This is a genomic window from Clostridium estertheticum, assembly GCF_011065935.2.
Taxonomy (GTDB): Bacteria; Bacillota; Clostridia; order Clostridiales; family Clostridiaceae; genus Clostridium_AD; species Clostridium_AD estertheticum_A.
In genome coordinates, this window is sequence record NZ_JAAMNH020000001.1 from 3,119,840 (window position 1) to 3,138,028 (window position 18,189).

At 29.4% G+C, this 18,189-nt stretch carries 15 protein-coding genes; all 15 read right to left on the reverse strand.

From position 1 onward, the window contains the following. Positions 1-33: 33 nt before the first annotated feature. The 15 genes from G9F72_RS14890 to G9F72_RS14960 all read right to left on the reverse strand — a co-directional run bounded on the left by G9F72_RS14890 (position 34) and on the right by G9F72_RS14960 (position 18,177). Entirely contained in the window at positions 34-1,128 is a 1,095-nt protein-coding gene (locus tag G9F72_RS14890; RefSeq protein ID WP_164955436.1) for a glycosyltransferase, read from the reverse strand. A gap of 47 nt (positions 1,129-1,175) precedes the next feature. After that, positions 1,176-1,895 carry a WecB/TagA/CpsF family glycosyltransferase gene (locus G9F72_RS14895; protein WP_164955437.1) on the reverse strand — a complete coding sequence of 240 codons (720 nt, stop codon included), beginning with the start codon at positions 1,893-1,895 and terminating at the stop codon, positions 1,176-1,178. A gap of 129 nt (positions 1,896-2,024) precedes the next feature. Continuing rightward, on the reverse strand, positions 2,025-2,678 hold the full coding sequence (locus tag G9F72_RS14900) for a sugar transferase (protein WP_164955438.1): 654 nt from the start codon (positions 2,676-2,678) through the stop codon (positions 2,025-2,027). A gap of 63 nt (positions 2,679-2,741) precedes the next feature. Further along, positions 2,742-3,980, reverse strand: a complete 1,239-nt coding sequence (locus G9F72_RS14905; protein WP_164955439.1) for an O-antigen ligase family protein — start codon at positions 3,978-3,980, stop codon at positions 2,742-2,744. A 28-nt stretch (positions 3,981-4,008) separates the two neighbouring features. Beyond that, entirely contained in the window at positions 4,009-5,040 is a 1,032-nt protein-coding gene (locus G9F72_RS14910; RefSeq protein WP_164955440.1) for a glycosyltransferase family 2 protein, read from the reverse strand. A 120-nt stretch (positions 5,041-5,160) separates the two neighbouring features. Beyond that, entirely contained in the window at positions 5,161-6,231 is a 1,071-nt protein-coding gene (locus G9F72_RS14915) for a glycosyltransferase family 4 protein (RefSeq protein WP_164955441.1), read from the reverse strand. Between the two features lie 11 nt (positions 6,232-6,242). Then, positions 6,243-7,292 carry a non-hydrolyzing UDP-N-acetylglucosamine 2-epimerase gene (gene wecB, locus G9F72_RS14920; RefSeq protein ID WP_164955442.1) on the reverse strand — a complete coding sequence of 350 codons (1,050 nt, stop codon included), beginning with the start codon at positions 7,290-7,292 and terminating at the stop codon, positions 6,243-6,245. Positions 7,293-7,312: 20 nt separating this feature from the next. Continuing rightward, positions 7,313-8,302 carry a D-glucuronyl C5-epimerase family protein gene (locus G9F72_RS14925; RefSeq protein ID WP_164955443.1) on the reverse strand — a complete coding sequence of 330 codons (990 nt, stop codon included), beginning with the start codon at positions 8,300-8,302 and terminating at the stop codon, positions 7,313-7,315. Between the two features lie 77 nt (positions 8,303-8,379). Continuing rightward, on the reverse strand, positions 8,380-9,720 hold the full coding sequence (locus G9F72_RS14930; RefSeq protein WP_164955444.1) for a glycosyltransferase: 1,341 nt from the start codon (positions 9,718-9,720) through the stop codon (positions 8,380-8,382). A 20-nt stretch (positions 9,721-9,740) separates the two neighbouring features. Further along, complete coding sequence (locus tag G9F72_RS14935; RefSeq protein WP_164955445.1) at positions 9,741-11,240, reverse strand: O-antigen ligase family protein; 1,500 nt, start codon at positions 11,238-11,240, stop codon at positions 9,741-9,743. Positions 11,241-11,292: 52 nt separating this feature from the next. After that, entirely contained in the window at positions 11,293-12,732 is a 1,440-nt protein-coding gene (locus tag G9F72_RS14940) for a polysaccharide deacetylase family protein (protein WP_164955446.1), read from the reverse strand. 1 nt (position 12,733) lies between these two features. Beyond that, positions 12,734-14,452, reverse strand: a complete 1,719-nt coding sequence (locus G9F72_RS14945) for a CDP-glycerol glycerophosphotransferase family protein (protein WP_164955447.1) — start codon at positions 14,450-14,452, stop codon at positions 12,734-12,736. Between the two features lie 35 nt (positions 14,453-14,487). Then, positions 14,488-15,900 carry a lipopolysaccharide biosynthesis protein gene (locus G9F72_RS14950; RefSeq protein WP_164955448.1) on the reverse strand — a complete coding sequence of 471 codons (1,413 nt, stop codon included), beginning with the start codon at positions 15,898-15,900 and terminating at the stop codon, positions 14,488-14,490. Between the two features lie 153 nt (positions 15,901-16,053). After that, positions 16,054-17,163, reverse strand: a complete 1,110-nt coding sequence (locus G9F72_RS14955) for a LegC family aminotransferase (protein WP_164955449.1) — start codon at positions 17,161-17,163, stop codon at positions 16,054-16,056. Between the two features lie 21 nt (positions 17,164-17,184). Next, positions 17,185-18,177, reverse strand: coding sequence for an NAD-dependent 4,6-dehydratase LegB (locus G9F72_RS14960; RefSeq protein ID WP_164955450.1), 993 nt, complete (start codon positions 18,175-18,177; stop codon positions 17,185-17,187). Positions 18,178-18,189: the final 12 nt, after the last annotated feature.

Below are 18,189 nucleotides of genomic sequence, written 5' to 3' on the forward strand. Positions count from 1 at the left end.
TTGAATTAAATCATAATCTTCGATTTTACAATATTAAAATTTATTCTTTAGTATGTTCTTATAAATTCTTAGATAACTTTCCCAAAATTTTTCTATAGTAAATTTTTTTACAACAATGTTATATAAATTCTCACCTTTTACCTTTAAATTATTCACATCTAAATATGCTGCACTCATAGCTTTGTAAATATTTTCATTGCTCTGGTTTTCTATTTTATATCCACTATTTTCATCTAATATAGACTCTAAGTCTCCTACCTCAGTATAAATCAAGGTTTTCCCTACAATTCCTGATTCTAAAACAGTCAATGGCGGTGCTCCGCCCTCACTTAAAGAAGCCAAAACGCTAATATTTGAACAATTTATGTAGTCTATGGGATTTGTTACATTTCCAACTATAGTAACACTATTTTTTAGTTCTAAATCCACTATTAGCTTTTCTAATTGGGGTCGAAGCTCTCCCTCACCAACTAAAAGCAATTTTACATCATGAAACTGTAGCGTTAATTTTCTAAAGGCCAGTATTACTTCTTTATGGTTTTTTATAGGATGCAATCTTGCAACCATAATATATACAAAATCCTGTTGATTTAATTTTAAATAATTTCGCATATCCTCTGGAGAGGTGGCAACACTAATTTTTTTTATATCTATACCATTGTTTACAACTGCTTTACTTCCCGTAAACTTTTTTTCTTCTAATAGTTCTTTCAAGTTATTTGATACACAAATATAATTGTTAAAGCTCTTTAATCCTTTAATACTAAGAGGTGTTAAAATAAAATATTTTACCTTATTATTAAGAAAATCGTATCTAAAATCACTGTGAATTACAGCAACTGTAGGAACTTTTATTTTTCTTTTTAAAATTAAATGCATTAAAAAGGGTTTTGCACCATGGAAATTCACTATATTTATGGAGTTCTGGTTTATAAAATCAACAAGCTCCATATTATTAAGCTTGTTTGTAAAAAGCTTATAGCTAACATCTATAGTTTTAGCTTTTGAGTAAAGCGGACCTTCTCCCACACAACCAATTATGTTTTCAAAATTTCCATTGCTTTTGTTGCATATGTTTAATACGTGGTTTCCACCCCCACCATTATCATTACCAGATATGATATGCAAAACTTTAATGTGGATCCCCTCCTTGTACTCTTCTTTATAGATGAAATTTATTTGTGTTTATACTTATCCTTTAAAACCGCTAAAATAAATTTAGGTATAGTTGACAATCTTTTTATTCTAAATGGCTCTTTTGCAACTCTATATACCCATTCCATCCCTATATTTATCATCCATTTAGGTGCACGTTTAAGATTACCAGCTATAATATCAAAGCTTCCGCCAACCCCCATAAATACGTTGCAAGGAAGTCTGTCCATATATTTTGCAATGAATAACTCTTGCTTTGGACATCCCATTGCAACAAATAAGACTTGTGGATTAAATTTTTCTATTTCCACTAATATTTCTTCACAATTGTCTATTTCAAAATATCCATCATGACTACCTAAAATATTTAATTCTCGATATTTAGTTCGCAAATTAATATTACACATATCTACTGTTTCTTGTGTAGCTCCTAGTAAATAAATTCCCCGGTTTTCACTTTCACATTTTTTTACTATACAATCCATAAGCTCAATCCCTGCAATTTTTTCTTTCACTGGATGCCCTACAATTTTTGAACATATTACAGTGCTAATTCCGTCTGGAATTATGATAGAATTTTTACTCGTGAAATTATCTAGCAATATATTATTTTGTAGTCCATTGCTTAGCACTTCTGGATTTCCAGAAACAATATGTACTTTTTCGTAATTATTTATACTTTCAAGCAATGCTCCTATGTTTTCATTGAAAATTTCATACTGAAAAATTCTTGTTGTCATAAAACTCCTCCAAATAATCTGCATTTGTAGATATTCCATAAAATTATACAATTTAAAATAAGAGGTTAAGTTAAATTTTTTAGTCAACCTCAGTTACTATAGTTAATGCTCATTCACATTAGTGAATGCTTAATAAGCACCCTCTTTTTTAAATACAGAAACAACTGTTAAAAAGAGGATTTTTATGTCTAATGCAAGGTTGAAATCCATTATATATTTCAGATCAAAAGAAATAGTTTTTCCAAGTTCAATTTCTCCTCTTCCACTAATCTGCGCAAGTCCAGTAATACCAGGCAAAACTAGAAATCTTTGACGATAGTCTTCTGGATAATAATTAACTACCTCAGGTATTTCAGGTCTAGGACCCACAAGACTCATTTGCCCAAACAAAACATTAAAAAGCTGTGGAATTTCATCTAAGCTGCTACGCCTTAAAAAATTTCCAAGCACTGTTATTCTATTATCTGACTTACTTTGAAATACGAAATTTTCTAAATCATTTGGGTCTATATTAAGTTCTCTTTTACTCTCAGCTTGAACTATCATAGTTCTAAATTTATATATAGTAAAATCTTTCCCATCTTTACCAACTCTAATTTGTTTAAATAGCGCTGGTCCTTCTGAGTCTAATTTTATTGCAATTACTAAGACTATATATAATGGTAATAAAATTATGATTCCTATTAAAGATAGAACTATATCCATTATGCGTTTCATAACAAAATGAAGTTTTTTATCATGTATATTTTTTTGTATATCAATTTTAATAGTATTTTTTTGCATTTTATTCCTACCTTTTGCCTTTATTAATATATTACTATTTGTCTGTGGTTTTACGTTCTAATTTTATTTATTGCCACTATTTAATAATGCTTCTGCAGTAGCTAATAAAAACCAAAAATAAGTTGTTGTTTTAGGTACAAAAAATAAATTGTCTGAAAAATTCATAAATAGAAAAGCAATCATACTTGCCATTACACCCATATAAAATGCCTTGTTAAACTTATCACTAGTTGTACTATATAACTTTCTAAATCTAAATAGTGCAGTTACTATCACTCCTAAGAAAGAAACTATTCCAACTATCCCTAGTTCACTTTGTACTTTCAAATATGAATTATGAGCTGGATAATGGGTATACGAGTTATAATCCAATCTATATTTTTGAATATAAGTGTCATATTGAGTTACATAGTTTCCGTTGCCAACTCCTAGTATTGGATGTTCCTTTATCATCATTAGTGCTGTTTTCCAAAGCTTAATCCTTGATTCATTTTGAGATAAATTAGCAATATCTTGAACTCTATGGAAAACAGAAGGAATTAAAAGAATTAATACCCCAAAACCTCCAAGGGCAAAAATTATTTTAATACTATAAAGTAGTGCAAGCACTACTAACCCTAATGCAAAGCCTAACAATGCATTTCTAGAATAAGTCATCAATAAATTGGTAAAAACTAATATAGAAAGTAATATATAAAATATTTTTTTGTTTTTATTTTTTTCATAAATACTTAGCATAATCACTGGAAAAATAATTAAAATCAAATAACCAGCATAGGCGTTGGGATGAGAAAGTGTAGATGCTATCTTTATACCTCCTCCAAATGCAAATGTTTTTATGAATTTTGCATCCAATGCAAAACCTGTAAAATATTGTACAATACCTATACTGCTAAGTACTGCGGAAATAAATATATAGCATCTTATTAAAATTTTAACTTGTTTTTTATTGTTAAACTCATATTTTATAATAAAATACATAAAGACATAAGATATATATCTCGCACTTTCACTTAATGCTAGTTTTTTGTCTACCGCATAAAAAGTAGATACAAGCATCATTGCTAATAATATGGCCATAAATATACTCAATTTGTCCCTAGTGAAATCTAGTAATCCATTAATAAAATTTTCTCTATTTTTCTTAGACATTACTAAATTTATAATGTATACAAAAATCAATAATGCTAAAACTAAATCAGTAAAAGGAATCCCTGCAATCACAATATCTTGTGGAATTAATGGTAATAACATAAGATAAGCACAGGTTGTTAAAAATAAAATCTTTTTAGAAAAATCCACTTTCCCACCTCATTTCAATTTATAAAAATTACCTTGATGATTTTGTGTTTTTTTCAACAGGTTTATTAGATTTCAAAATGTAAAACACTATTAATCCCTCTAAAAATCCTATTCCATAGCTTAGATGCAATATCAAAAATGCTATTATCATCTTAGGAGCATTTTTTACTTTTCCACTGTAAGCTTTTAAAGAGAATGTAATAGCACCTGCTAAATATGCTAATATTTCTGCTGAAAATAAAAATCTAACTATCTTAGAAAATGGACTTAACAACGTTCCAGAAATTAAACTGAGAACAAATAGTAAGGGAATTAAATGTCTTACTGCTGATGGTTTTTTATGTTTTTGAATTACTCTAACTTTCCAAAAACCATACTGGAAATATTGTGTCCATAGCTTACTAAAAGACCCTCTTGTATAATAGTGAGATATTATATCAGGGGCTAGAAGTATCTTATTGCCACTTTTAGTAATTCTAAAATTCAATTCATCATCTTGGTTTCTTACAAGCTCTTCATCAAAATATCCTATTTTACTAAATATACTTTTTTTATAAGCTCCAAAAGCAACCGTGTCGACAAGTTGTTCCACATTTGAAAATCTAAACAGTGCATTTCCTACACCAAATGGAGATGCCATAGCAAGTGATATCGCCTCTGCAATACTGTCTTCACTAATGTTTATAATTCTTCCACCAACACATGCAATGTCAGAACTCTTTAGTTTTTCTACGCAAATATGGATATAATCATTATTCATATAGGCATGAGCACCAAAAATCACAATTATCTCACCCACCGCTGCCTTTATTCCTAAATTCATTGCTGTAGGTGCCACTCTTTTTTCATTGATTACTAATTTTATCTGCGGATATTTAATGCTATATTCTTTTATTATATCCAAAGTACTATCATCTGAACAGCCATCACAAACAAAAACTTCAATATTTTCTATTCCATAGCTTTGTTCCATTATAGATTGTAAACATTTTCCTATATATTTTTCCTCATTTCTGCAGGGAATAACTACAGATACTTTTACATTTCCTTCACCATTCATTTTATCACTCCTAATTGAGTTTAATCATCACCTGCGGTGCTGCAATATTAACGGCTTCAGAAGGAGATTTAGACTCCCACTTATAGAAGTAGGAAACCTTCCTTCTGAAATGTAGTTAAACTAATTGTTTTTTAGCAAAGCTAAATACTTCTGTTCCACCAGTTGCATATTCTGTGTCCAAATAGCTTTTTTCAATATAACTTCTCTACTTAATTTTGCAGCCTTTTGCTTAAACTCTGAATCATTCAATGCGAACTCCATAGATAGTTTAAGACTTTCGACATCATTATTCTCTGTAATTAATCCATTACTATTATGATCAATCCACTCTCTATTTGCGGGTATGTCTGAAGCAATGGTTATTATTCCTGATGCCATAGCTTCTAATAATGTTACAGATGTTGAATCTGAATCTGGTATTGTAATATGCATATGTGAACTATAGAGAAGGTCTATTAACTCATCTCTAGTTACAAATCCTCTAATATCAACATTTTTTTCCACATTCAACTGTTTTACTAGAGCTTTGATATTTTCCATTTCTGGCCCATTATTAGTTATAATTAATTTAAAATTAATTCCTTCATTACTTTCAATTAGCTTTGCAAATGCACTTACAATTATATCAATATTAGAATTCACATTAATAGTACGCAAGCTTAATATTTTAATTTCATCAGTGCTCTCTTTTCTTTCTCTATAGCATAAACCTTTTTCAACTCCCATGGGTACAGTTAATACATCAGTATTTGTTAACTGATGTATGGCTTCACTCATAAAATTGGAGTCTGATGTAATTAGTTTTGCACTATTTAATGCATATTTTGTAATAGCTTTATATATTGCATTTCTCTTAGGTGCTACAAGTATATCTGTACCCCAGGCTGATACTACTAGTGGCTTTGCTCCAGATAGTGCCGCCAAAAACCCATAACTAGTTACAAAATGCGCATTTATAATATCAAAATTTGCTTTTTTAATTAACTTTTTAATTTGCATTGTTGAAAAAATGTACTGCCAATTACCGCCGCTAATATTTATATCAAAATCGCCTATTTTGTGTACAATAATATTTTTGTGGACCACATTAGAAAAAGTTATTAAATGTACTTCATGACCTCTTCCATGAAAAAAATCTAACCATCTTCTAATATGAATACTATTCCCATCTCCTAAAAAGCAAATCTTCATCTCTTCTACCTCTATCCTATAATATCAACAATTTTTTTTACTGCATCTCCAAATCCAAAATATCCATGCTTAGGCTTATTACACTCAAATTTTAGAATAGCATTTTTTATTTTCAACTTATCTGCCCCAACAAGTACATTCCATCCATTTTCTACAGTTTCAATCCATTCAGTTTCTTCTCTAAGCGTAATACAGGGCTTGTCAAGGAAAAACGCTTCCTTTTGTACTCCACCACTGTCGGTAATTATCTTTTTACAATTCTTCTCTAGCATCACCATTTCTAAATAACCCACAGACTGAATAGTTTCAACATTCTTTCCAAAAGACAATCCGTATTCAATTATATACTTTTGAGTTCTAGGATGTAGTGGAAGTATTATTTTTTCTCCACTTTCATTAAATGCTTCTACTATATTTTTTAGTCTATTAAAATCATTAGTGTTTTCAGCCCTATGGATAGTCGCTAATATATATTCTTCTTTATTTAAGCAAAGTCTATTCATTATATTGCTCTTTTTTTCAGCAATTTTATTGAAATGTAATATGGAATCATACATAACATCACCTACATTATATACATTCTTAACAATTCCTTCTTTAGTCAAATTGTTAACAGCAGTTTTTGTAGGTGCAAATAAAATATTTGATATATGATCCGTAAGTATTCGGTTTTGTTCTTCCGGCATAGTCATATTATAACTTCTAAGCCCAGCCTCAATATGAAGAAGAGGTATCAACATTTTACTTGCTGCAAGTGCACCAGCTAGTGTAGAATTAGTATCTCCATAAACTAAAACACAATCCGGCTTTTCTTTTTGAAGCACTGCTTCAATATTTATAAGCATATTTCCTGTCTGATATCCATGATCACCAGAACATATGTTTAAATTATAATCAGGTTTTGGAATATCTAATTCCTCAAAAAAAATCCTTGACATGTTATCATCATAATGCTGCCCTGTATGTATTATAATTTCATTGTTATGTTCTCTCAAAGCACTAGAAACCATTGCTGCTTTGATGAACTGCGGTCTAGCCCCAATTACCGTTACTATTTTCATCTAATCTCACCTTTTTATTCTTATTTGTCTGAAATTGATGGTACATAATTACTTTGATTTCTTACAGAAAGCTTATGTACAATCTTATATAACGTGGCAATAATATATACAAATATATTATTTTTAGATTTTTCCCAAGCTGTGTAATATTCTCTATATACATCTTTATTTGTTAAAATGTACATTGATTTTAATTGTTCTATATGAAGTTTGTGGTAAAAAACACTTGCTATATTATGGATTTTAAAATTATATAAGTCATATCTCGACCATTTTATTCCTTTAATGTTAAATAACATTAAATTGTCATAAAGAGTCTTCTCGCCTTTATTATATAATTCTATAGCTTTTTTATTATCTGATACAATATTAAAATCTAATAATCCCCAAAGTGAAAAAATTAATCCATTTAGTACAAAGGAAGGCTCTTTGGATGGATATTCTTCGTAAAAATATCCACTGTTCAGTAACGCAAGCACCCCTTTATCTTGACTTTTAACTTCAAAAGATTTAAGAAGTTTTTCACAAACATCCAAATATCTTTTATCTTTTGTTACAGAATAACATCTTGCAAGTACAGACATAGGTTGTCCCTGTGATAATGAGGATAACCAGGGCTTATGTAGTCCATATGTCATCTTGTCATAATCATTAACATATCCATAGACACCTTTTGATGTTTCCTGTATGTTTGTAACAAACCACTCTGCACAAATTATAACAACATCAAAATATTTTCTATCTTTGGTCTCTATATATTTATCAAAATTTCCTAAGGCATACTGAGCAATAGTTACTGGGAAATAATAATATGTCCCATCCATTTCAAGCAAGGGTATATTATTTTCATCCATCTTACCAATGTAATTATGCTTAGATTTTGTATCAACATAATATTGGTCAATTTTATTTAAACTACAGTTTTTATTAACTAACATATCTGGATGCCAATAATCTTGTTTCCCAAAAATTAGGCTTCCATAAGCTTTAACCATTTGAAGAATATTCATGTATATTTTCCTCTCCCCTATTTAATATCTTAAAAAATATAACTTATTTAAAAATTTATAATACACAATATATAAATCTAAATTTGTTCAAACAAATTCACTAATTGATTTGTTAAATTTTTTCTTTCAAATTCTGCACATTTTACTGCAGCATTAGTATTAGTATCTTCTTTGTTTTTCCATTTCTCATAATTATCTTTTATAAAATTATAAACACCGTCTACATCGCCATGATTATATGAATATCCTATTTCTTTATCTATTATTAAATTTGAAGCTACACCATTTGAAGGCATAATTCCTAAAATTGGTCTTTGAGATCCTATATAGTCAAAAATTTTACCGCTAAACACCCCTTTACTTTCTTCTTCATCTGAAAGTATTATTAGATTAATATCTGCACCCTTCATATGTGAGATACACTGAGAATGAGGCATATAATCGATTTTTTCGAAATTCTCATGAATGTTAGAGTCTCCAATTAAATTTATGTATTCATCTAATATAAATCCAATAAATTTCACTTTTATATTATCTTTATATTCTTGATTTTCATTAAACAATCTCTCTGTTGCTTTAATGAAGGTTTCTGGTGTTTGTCCCTTTGCCACAATACCACTGTAACATATAGTAAATTTTTCTTCTTTAACAACTTCTAATTGTTCAAAGTCATTAGCATCAAACCCATTAGTAATGGTTACGAATTTTTCTTTATATTGTGGGTATCTTTTTTTATAATTTTCACAAATAGGTTTTGTAACCATAATTATTTTATCGGCATAAGCTACAACCTCTGACTCAAGTTTTTCTTCTTTTTTCTTTCTTTTTTCTGAATGACCCTCAGTCATTGGTGAATTTCCTATCCATGGATCTCTAAAGTCAGCTACCCATGGAAGATTAGTTTTTTTCTTTGCCTCTAGTGCAATCAAATGTACAGTATAAGGATATGAAGATGAAAAAATATAATGAATATCTTCACTATTTAAAATATTTGAAACATCCTTTACTGCATTCTTATACCATCTTATTTTACTATCTGGTACTAAAAAATTAAGTTCAATGAATCTAAATGCTCTTTCCTTGAGTCCTGGTGAACTTTGCACAGAAACACTTGTGCCGCTAACATTTTTAATATCTTCATTAGATGTAGCTTTAGGTTTTCTTATAGCGCTTAATTTTTCTATTATATTTCTAACCCATAAAGTTTCTCCAGCATTTGACCTATATACCACTACACTTTTTGGTACTTCTTCAAGTAAGGTTTCATCATATGCAAAATTATGACCAGCCTTTATAGTTGCTACTACAGGATTATATCCAAATTGCGGCATATATTTAACAAATTTTAAAGTTCTTTGTACTCCACTTCCGCCCATAGGTGGGAAAAAGTACAATATTGATAATACATTCTTACTCACTTTAACACCTCAATTTACATTTAGTCTTTTAAAATAGTTTGTTCTTTCGTGATTATTAATAAAACAGTCAATAAACTAATTAATACAAATGCTGGAACCACGCTTATGGGATGCTTTGAAGTAATGAATGCCTGACCTGTAACATTCCCATATGCCATGAGTGAAGACATACCTATAAATGTAGGAAATATAAAGCTTTTATTATACTTTTTTGCTTTAGTAAATCCATATATTAAAGCTTTTAACATGGCACCCCACCAAGATAAGAAAAATACTAGTGCAAAAGGTATTCCAAATTCAGCAGCTACATTTAAAAATATATTATGAGCGTCAATATATGCCTTTTTTAGTTCCGGCGCATAGGATTGAAAATAATACTTGAAATTAGCTGGACCTACTCCAATATAAGTATGATCTTCTATCATTCTAAATGCCGCTGACCATATAGGACTTCTATTACGAGCTTGCTCACCTAATTGATAAAAAAATCCTTTACCACTTGCTCCAGCTCCTTCAACTTTAGGAACCCCAGAATTTATAATAGAATCTTTTATATCTACCATTTCACCTCTCTGAGATACATTAAAAGTAATACACCCTAGTATTAATAAGGATACTATTAAATATTTTTTATAATTTTTATGATCTATAACAATAATAGTTACAAAAGCTATAACTAATGCGCCCAATATACCTCTTGACCTTTGAGTACATAAATTAATAATCTCAACTAATAACAGTAACTTATATATAGAATTATACTTGCCTGAAATTTCTTTATTAACAGCATATAATAGTATAAAAGGAAGCACCATTAAAGTATATCCAAGCATGAAATTACTGCCTAACACTCCATACAGGTGAATATTTTCTCCACTTAATATTAGACTATATAAAGCTATAAAAGTATCTGGTATTCCTGATATTGCTACACCTATGCATAAAAATAAAATAACTTTTTTATAAAAATCATATTCTTTTATTTCTAAACATATCAATATTAAACTATAGAGAATCATAAATATGACTCCGATAAATGTTAATCTAAATGCTTCAAATTTATAAGCACTTAGAGCTGATGAAATTATAGCAATAGCACTTAGGAAAATATATACCATAGCAACTATTCCATATTTATTTTTTATATTAATTTTTCTGAAATTCAATTTCTCTTTTCTTACACCAATTACTAAAAATATAAAATATACAAAGTACATTGTAGCACCAATGCTATTTTGATTCAATCTATTTAATAAGTATAACTGCATGGGCAGTATTGGTATTGAAAGATTATATATGAGTATGGCAGTTTTTGAATCCTTCAGCATTAAAACTAATGAACTGATTATAAATATTGTTGTGAAAAAACTAGCTGCAAATATAAAATAATTGGTTTTTCCTATAAGCATATAAATACCTAATTGACAAACTAAATATGCTACTAAAATTAATATTTTATATTTTAATAAGTATTCGATATATTCTTTTGACCCATTTTTAATATCCTTTAGTAAATTCATTTCTTACCTCCTGGTATTCCTCTGATGTATATAGCAATTGTTAATTGTTCATTCACTTTATATAAGTTTGCCCCAAAAACATTTTATAAATGTTAATTCCACTTTGGACAATACAATTTTGTTTTTCTACAAATGTATATAACCAGCTGAAAACTTGTTTTGAATATTGGTTATATTCCTTTGTAATAGCTGAATTATGCCATAATATAACGAAAACTCCACTATATTTTTGCACTTGCAAAATAAGCTTTTTAATATATTCCTCGGACTGTTCATAATTTAAATTCATATAATCAAAAAGACTTCCGTCCATTAATATTAATGGAATTTCAATTAAATCTAAAGATGAATTTTGGGTTAAGTCATAGGTTTTATATGGCAAACAATATCCAACCTTGAATCCCGCCAGTTCTGGAAAGCACACCGTAGAGTCATATTTTAATCCAGACCCATCTTGAATAACCCATGTTTTCGAGCCGTGAAAGCTTAAATAATGCTGCCTAACACCAAAAACATCAGTTTCAGCAATATTACCTTTTAATGTGGCAAGTTGATTTTTAAAATTTCGTTTATCATTGGAAGTATTGTGGCCTGGATGAAAGCCTATCTCACAACCACTATCCAATATATTCTTAAAAATTTCTTTTACTCTATTGCTTTTTAAATCATAAGTTTTTTCATCAGCCATAAAGTAAAAGCTGGATTTAAAATTTTTCTCACTTTCCAAATCCAAAATATCATCGAAGGTATCCAAGGGATCCTTCTGTACTTTTAGTATCTTAATATTAATAAAATCACTTATTCTTTTAAAGACTTGTCTAGGTTTCTTATCAATTAAAATCATACTAAGTAATAATCGTATTTCCCTTTTAAAGGATAGATGCTTTGTAATAATATCAACATCATGCGATAACATTACTGCATATTCGCGGCCCTCCCATAAATCTTTTCTTTGAAGGCTTAAATTGAATTTTTCCTTCAAAACATTAATAAAAAAGCAAATATTTTCATTAACTACTGGTCTTGATAGCAAATTGAATTTATGTAATATACTATTTGCTATATTAAACCTTCCTTTATTATCATACTCATCAAAAACAAATTCTTCATAGCAAGTTAAAAAATAAAATATGATTTGGAAAATATCAATATTAATGATTGTTTTCCCTTCCTTATCTTTAAAGTAAAAATCACAGAATTTATTACTAAAGAATACAGGTAACCCCTCATAAAATTCAACATTATTAAGCAAGGAATCCTTTTGTAAATAATTTTTTCCAAATAGAGGCCCTTGCATAACAATTATATTCGCAAAGTCACATTCTATATTGGCTCCATAATAAATGATTAAATCACATTTGCAATCTGAATCAAATTTCGAATATGGTATTGCAGAATAGTCAACGCAGTAATTACTAAATAAGATCTGCACTGCATACTCTATTTGATTTTTAAATTTCTCATTTTCATAAACCACTAAAATTTTCTTCAATTTACTCACCTACAATATTAAAAATTCTTTCGCTAACATTACCGTCTACTTTATAGAAATTTTCATCTAGGTATTGTTGAATACCTTCATCCTTTTTAATATCAATATCTTTTAGTTGTACTAGTGTTTTTGCTAATTCAAATTCATTACTTACACCAACGGAAATACCATCACGAACAAACCCTCCTGCATCATTATATTTTGGAAGCAGAATGCATGTAGATGGCTTATTTAAAAGAGCACCCTCAACAACCACTGTAGAATGAACACTTACTATAACATCACTCCAATTAATGAGATCATATAAGTCTCCATCTTTTAGGATTTTAACATTATTTATATTATACTCTTTTATTTTCGACATATAAAAATCATAATATAAATCAATAGGATGAAGCTTAATTATAAGTTCATAGGGCTCTTTTAACAAATTTAGTGCTTTAAATAACATTATTGTTGCAGGTTCTAATAAATCTACAAAATATTGTGTACAATATAAAATTTTTATACTTTCTTTTTTTAATTCTGTATCATTATAACTTCTATTTACTAAAAAATCCGTTCTTACCTGCCCAACCACTTTTATATTTTTATCATTATAAGCATTAGAATTTTCTATTAGAAGCTGTTTATATTTATTGCCCCAAAAAAAAGTAGCTTTAGGAACTAACAGCTGTGCAAATTTTGACGTTATTGCATATGCAGGTGAATTTTTATTAATTACCCCATGCTGCGACGCAAAGCTTTTTATACCTAATCTATTTGCAGCAATAATAAAGCATCGTCCTCTATCGCCTTCATCAATAATCAAACATCTTTGGATTTTATTTTTTTTCAAAAATCTTTCTGCAGATAATGTTTCTATTAAGTAAGACTTAGATTTCTGTTTTAAATCCTTTAAAATATATGTGAGCATAAGTTCCTTTAGGTCATAATCCTCAAACTCATAATTAAAACTGGAAAGCATGTTAAGTTCATCCTTATATTTTGTAATGTCTATAAGCTTTTCACCTATAAATCTCTTATATGCAATAAATAATTCAAAAGGTACAAATTTTTCATTACAATTAAGCGTTTTATCTATTAGTTCTATACTATTTAATAGTTGAAGGTTTAACACATTAAATTGACTTCTACATTTTTCTGTTACAAGACCTATTTGTGTATCATAATAACGATTATTTGCTTCAGCGTCTTGCACTAAATTCAGTGAACCTGCATGAGAGCATATAAGCATATTTGAACTATTACTTTTTATGATTCTAAACTTTAAGTATTGAATAACTCCTGACAATTGTCTGTAAATTAACTTATACTTATTGTTTAAACCACTGTTTTTTTCGTAGTGGGTAACCTTTTGTGCTTCACTAGTTTTTAGATTAAATACTTTTTCCGCTGCCATCTTCATAAGTTCATTATCTGTTTGGACTGAAAAATCCTTACCATATTCCTCCGTAACTCTTTGAAGAATAGTTATACAGGTGATCAATATCTTTAGCTTTAAAAATATTGTTGGTCTATTGAAATAATACAATGGAATACCATCATACATACACAAATCTTCAATTTGTTGCCCGTCGATTTTTTGACTTTCTAAAAATTTAAGAAAACAAAATGAGCGTTCATCGATATTTGAGCTAACTAAATATTTATTTAAATCAACTTTTTCATTGCTACTTACCATTTCCTTACACTGCTTTGTATATATTAACGTATTCAACTTATATCACTTTCCTTTTACTCTATGTCAGTAGCTTATCCATTTAAAAGAACACCAATTTTCTTCTTAAAGCTAAAAACTGTTATTAAACAAACTATGATAATTATACCATATCTTATAACCCATAAGTCCTTAATAAAATAAAAAATCACACTAGATACAGCTATAAAGGAAATCCCATATATAAAGTGCATTACATTAAAGACTCTTACGTCAGATATTTTTAAAGCTATTATATAATGATACAAAAATAGTAATACATAGGATACAACCGTTGTAAACCCAGCAGCCTTATATCCAAATTTGGGAATAAAAATAAAGTTTAGAATTATATTAACTATTGCAGCCATAAACGTTCCAGTTGCAATAAATTTAGTTTTTTTAGTATAAAACTCTAAATTAACTGGTAGGCTATATAAGAAAACAAAGTAATAACCTATCATTATGATTGGTACGAGTCCTATTCCTTGCGAATATGCCTTTGTACCTAAAAGCAATGCTATTTCTGGAGATATAAAAATTAAAATAAAGGTTATAAATGAGAATAAGATTATATAATACTTTGTTTTTTCCGAAATCTCATCATATTTTTCTTCCTTCATCTTTTCAAAAAACCAAGGTACCCAAGCTTTATTAGATGCAGCCCAAGCAATACTTACTATAAGTCCCATTTTATATGCAAATCCATAAATACCAGTTTCAGAATCACCTATCATTTTACTTATCATTATGGCATCAGAAGAGGTCAATGCTATTGATGAAAGTTGATGAAAAATCATAGGAAGAGAAATAGGTAGTGCATACTTCCAGTATTTTAAATCTATTAACTTTCTACCTTTAAGCATAAATATAACATATAGTACTAAGCCATAAACTATTGTAACATATGCGCCACCTTTAATTCTTCCATAGTATCTATCATTATTTAGTCCCATTATTAAAAGAATTGATAGCGCAACGTTTATCAACGTACTTGTTATAGAAATAAATAAAAATTTCTTATACTTATATTCAATGGAATATTTAGTGCTAGCAAAGCTAAGTATAAACCCAAAAAAACTTTGCACAACAAGTAGGATTATTAAATCTGGCTTTATGTGCATAATATTTGCAATCTGTACTTTGAACGTAAATCCTATGGCTAGCCATATTACGAAGGTTATACTAGCCAGAAAAAGTAAAGAAGATAAGAATTTTTCATAGTCCTCTTTAAAATCAAATCTACCTCTAGAAACCGCAGATTCGAGTCCTATACCAATAAGAATAGTAAAAACACCAACATAGGTAGTGTATACGGTAATTACACCATTTTCTCTGGGACTGAGTAATCTATTAAAAATAGGAAGTGTTAAAAACCCTATACCTTGTAGGAAAAATGTCCCTACAGTGTACCATATCCCACTTTTCACTAATTTACTGCTATACATTTTTTTAAATAAAGTCTTCAAAATTCTATCCCCTTACTAATATTTCATATTGCTTATTTAAAAAACAACTAGTCCGATGCTAGTCTATTTTTTATTCACCATAATGATAAATGATACCGGTCCATATTAATGTATCTTTAAGATAATATGGACAAGTATCCTTATCTGTGCTTTTTAAATTTTATTTGCATATTTTTTAATAATATTACACACTGCTTCAATATCTTCTTTTTTAAGTCCTACAGAACTTGGAAGATTTATTCCTCGCGCATAAAGTTCACCTGTAACACTTAAATCTCCATGTGTACAATCACTGTATGGTGGCATACCATGTATAGGCATAAAGAAAGGTCTTGCTTCTATTTTTTCTTCATTTAGTTTTTGTATAAGTTCGTCTCGAGTAATACCATACTCCTCTTCAACTAAGATTGAGTATAGCCAGAAACAATTTTCTACATTATCTTTTTCTATTGGTAATGTAATTCCATGAGCCTCACTTAAAAATTGATTGTAATAAACTGCGTTTTCTTTTTTTACCTTTAGATATTCTTCGACATTTTCAAGTTGAGCCACTCCAAAAGCAGCAAGAAGATTTGGCATCCTAAAATTATATCCTACCTCAGGATGGAAAAAAGCTTTGTTTTCAGTAACTACCTTTGTTTGAGTAGATAAGAATTTTGCTCTATTTCCATATTCTAAATTATTAGTTACAAACATTCCACCTGCGCCTGTAGTTATAAGCTTATTTCCATTAAAGCTATAGCAACCCATATGTCCTATGGTGCCAGCCATTTTGCCTTTATAAGTAGATCCTAGTGCTTCTGTGGCATCTTCTATAACAAACAGATTATGCTTTTGTGCTATTTCCATAATCCTATCCATATCTGCTGGATGACCATAAATATGTACTGGCATTATAGCCTTTGTTTTAGGTGTTATTAAGCTTTCTATCTTTTCAGCATCCATAACAAAGGTATCTCTACATACGTCTACAAATACAGGCTCTGCACCTACGTATTTTATAGTGTTTATTGGAGATATAAAGGTTAATGATGGAACTATTACTTCATCTCCTGCACCTATACCTAAGGTTAATAATGCTAATTGAAGTGCTGCTGTACCATTATTAGTAACTACTGCACTTTTGCTATGAACATATTCACTAAATCTCTTTTCAAATAAATTAACGTAACTGCCTACTGAAGATACCCAATTAGTATCTATACAGTCCTTTACATATTTCCACTCATTGCCTCTAATTTCTGGTATACATAATGGTATCACAATAAAAACCTCCCGTTTATTTTATACGTTGTATATGTCTGTCTTGAAATACTGCATATTATTTTTTATCCATTCAACTGTCTCTTCAAGACCCCTATCTATACTATAATTCGGCTTCCAGCCCGTTAATTCTTTTATTTTAGTGTTATCAGCCCATAATCTATTAACTTCGCTATTTTCTGGTCTTAGTCTTTCATCATCACAAAGGATTTTTACGTCCTTTCCTATTATACTTATTATTTTTTTAACTGTGTCTCCTATTGTTATCTCATAGTTTGAACCAGCATTTATAACTTCACCAATAGTTTTTTCGCTTTCAGCAACTTTTATGAAAGCCTCTGCAGTATCTTTTACAAAATTAAAGTCTCTAGTTGGAGTTAAACTTCCAAGTTTAATTTCTGTTTTACCTGCTAGTATCTGTGATATTATTGTTGGAATTACAGCCCTTGCTGATTGCCTTGGTCCATAAGTATTAAAGGGTCTTAGGGTAGCTATTGGCATATTGAAACTTTTATAGTAACTCTCTGCCATCTTATCTGCTCCTATTTTTGATGCTGAATATGGAGATTGGCCCTGCATTGGGTGTTTTTCATCAATTGGTACATAAAGAGCTGTACCATAGGTTTCAGACGTCGATGTATGCACAATTTTTTCAACGTCATATTCCCTACAAGCTTCTAAAACATTAGTAGTACCTTCTATATTTGTTCTTACATAGGCCATAGGTGAAAGATAAGAATATGGAATTGCAATTAGTGCAGCAAGATGAAGCACTACTTCTTGCCCCTTTATGATTCTTTTCATTCCATCATATTCTCTTATGTCTCCAGTAACAACTTTAATGCTATCGCGAGTCTTTTTATCAAAAGTGTCAATCCATCCCCAGTTATTAAAAGAATTATATTGGGCAAGAGCCGTAACCTCTGCTCCAAGTTCCACTAATCTTTCTGTTAAATGACTTCCTATAAAGCCCTCTGCACCTGTAACTAAAACTTTTTTTCCTTGCCAATTCATTTCATCTACCCC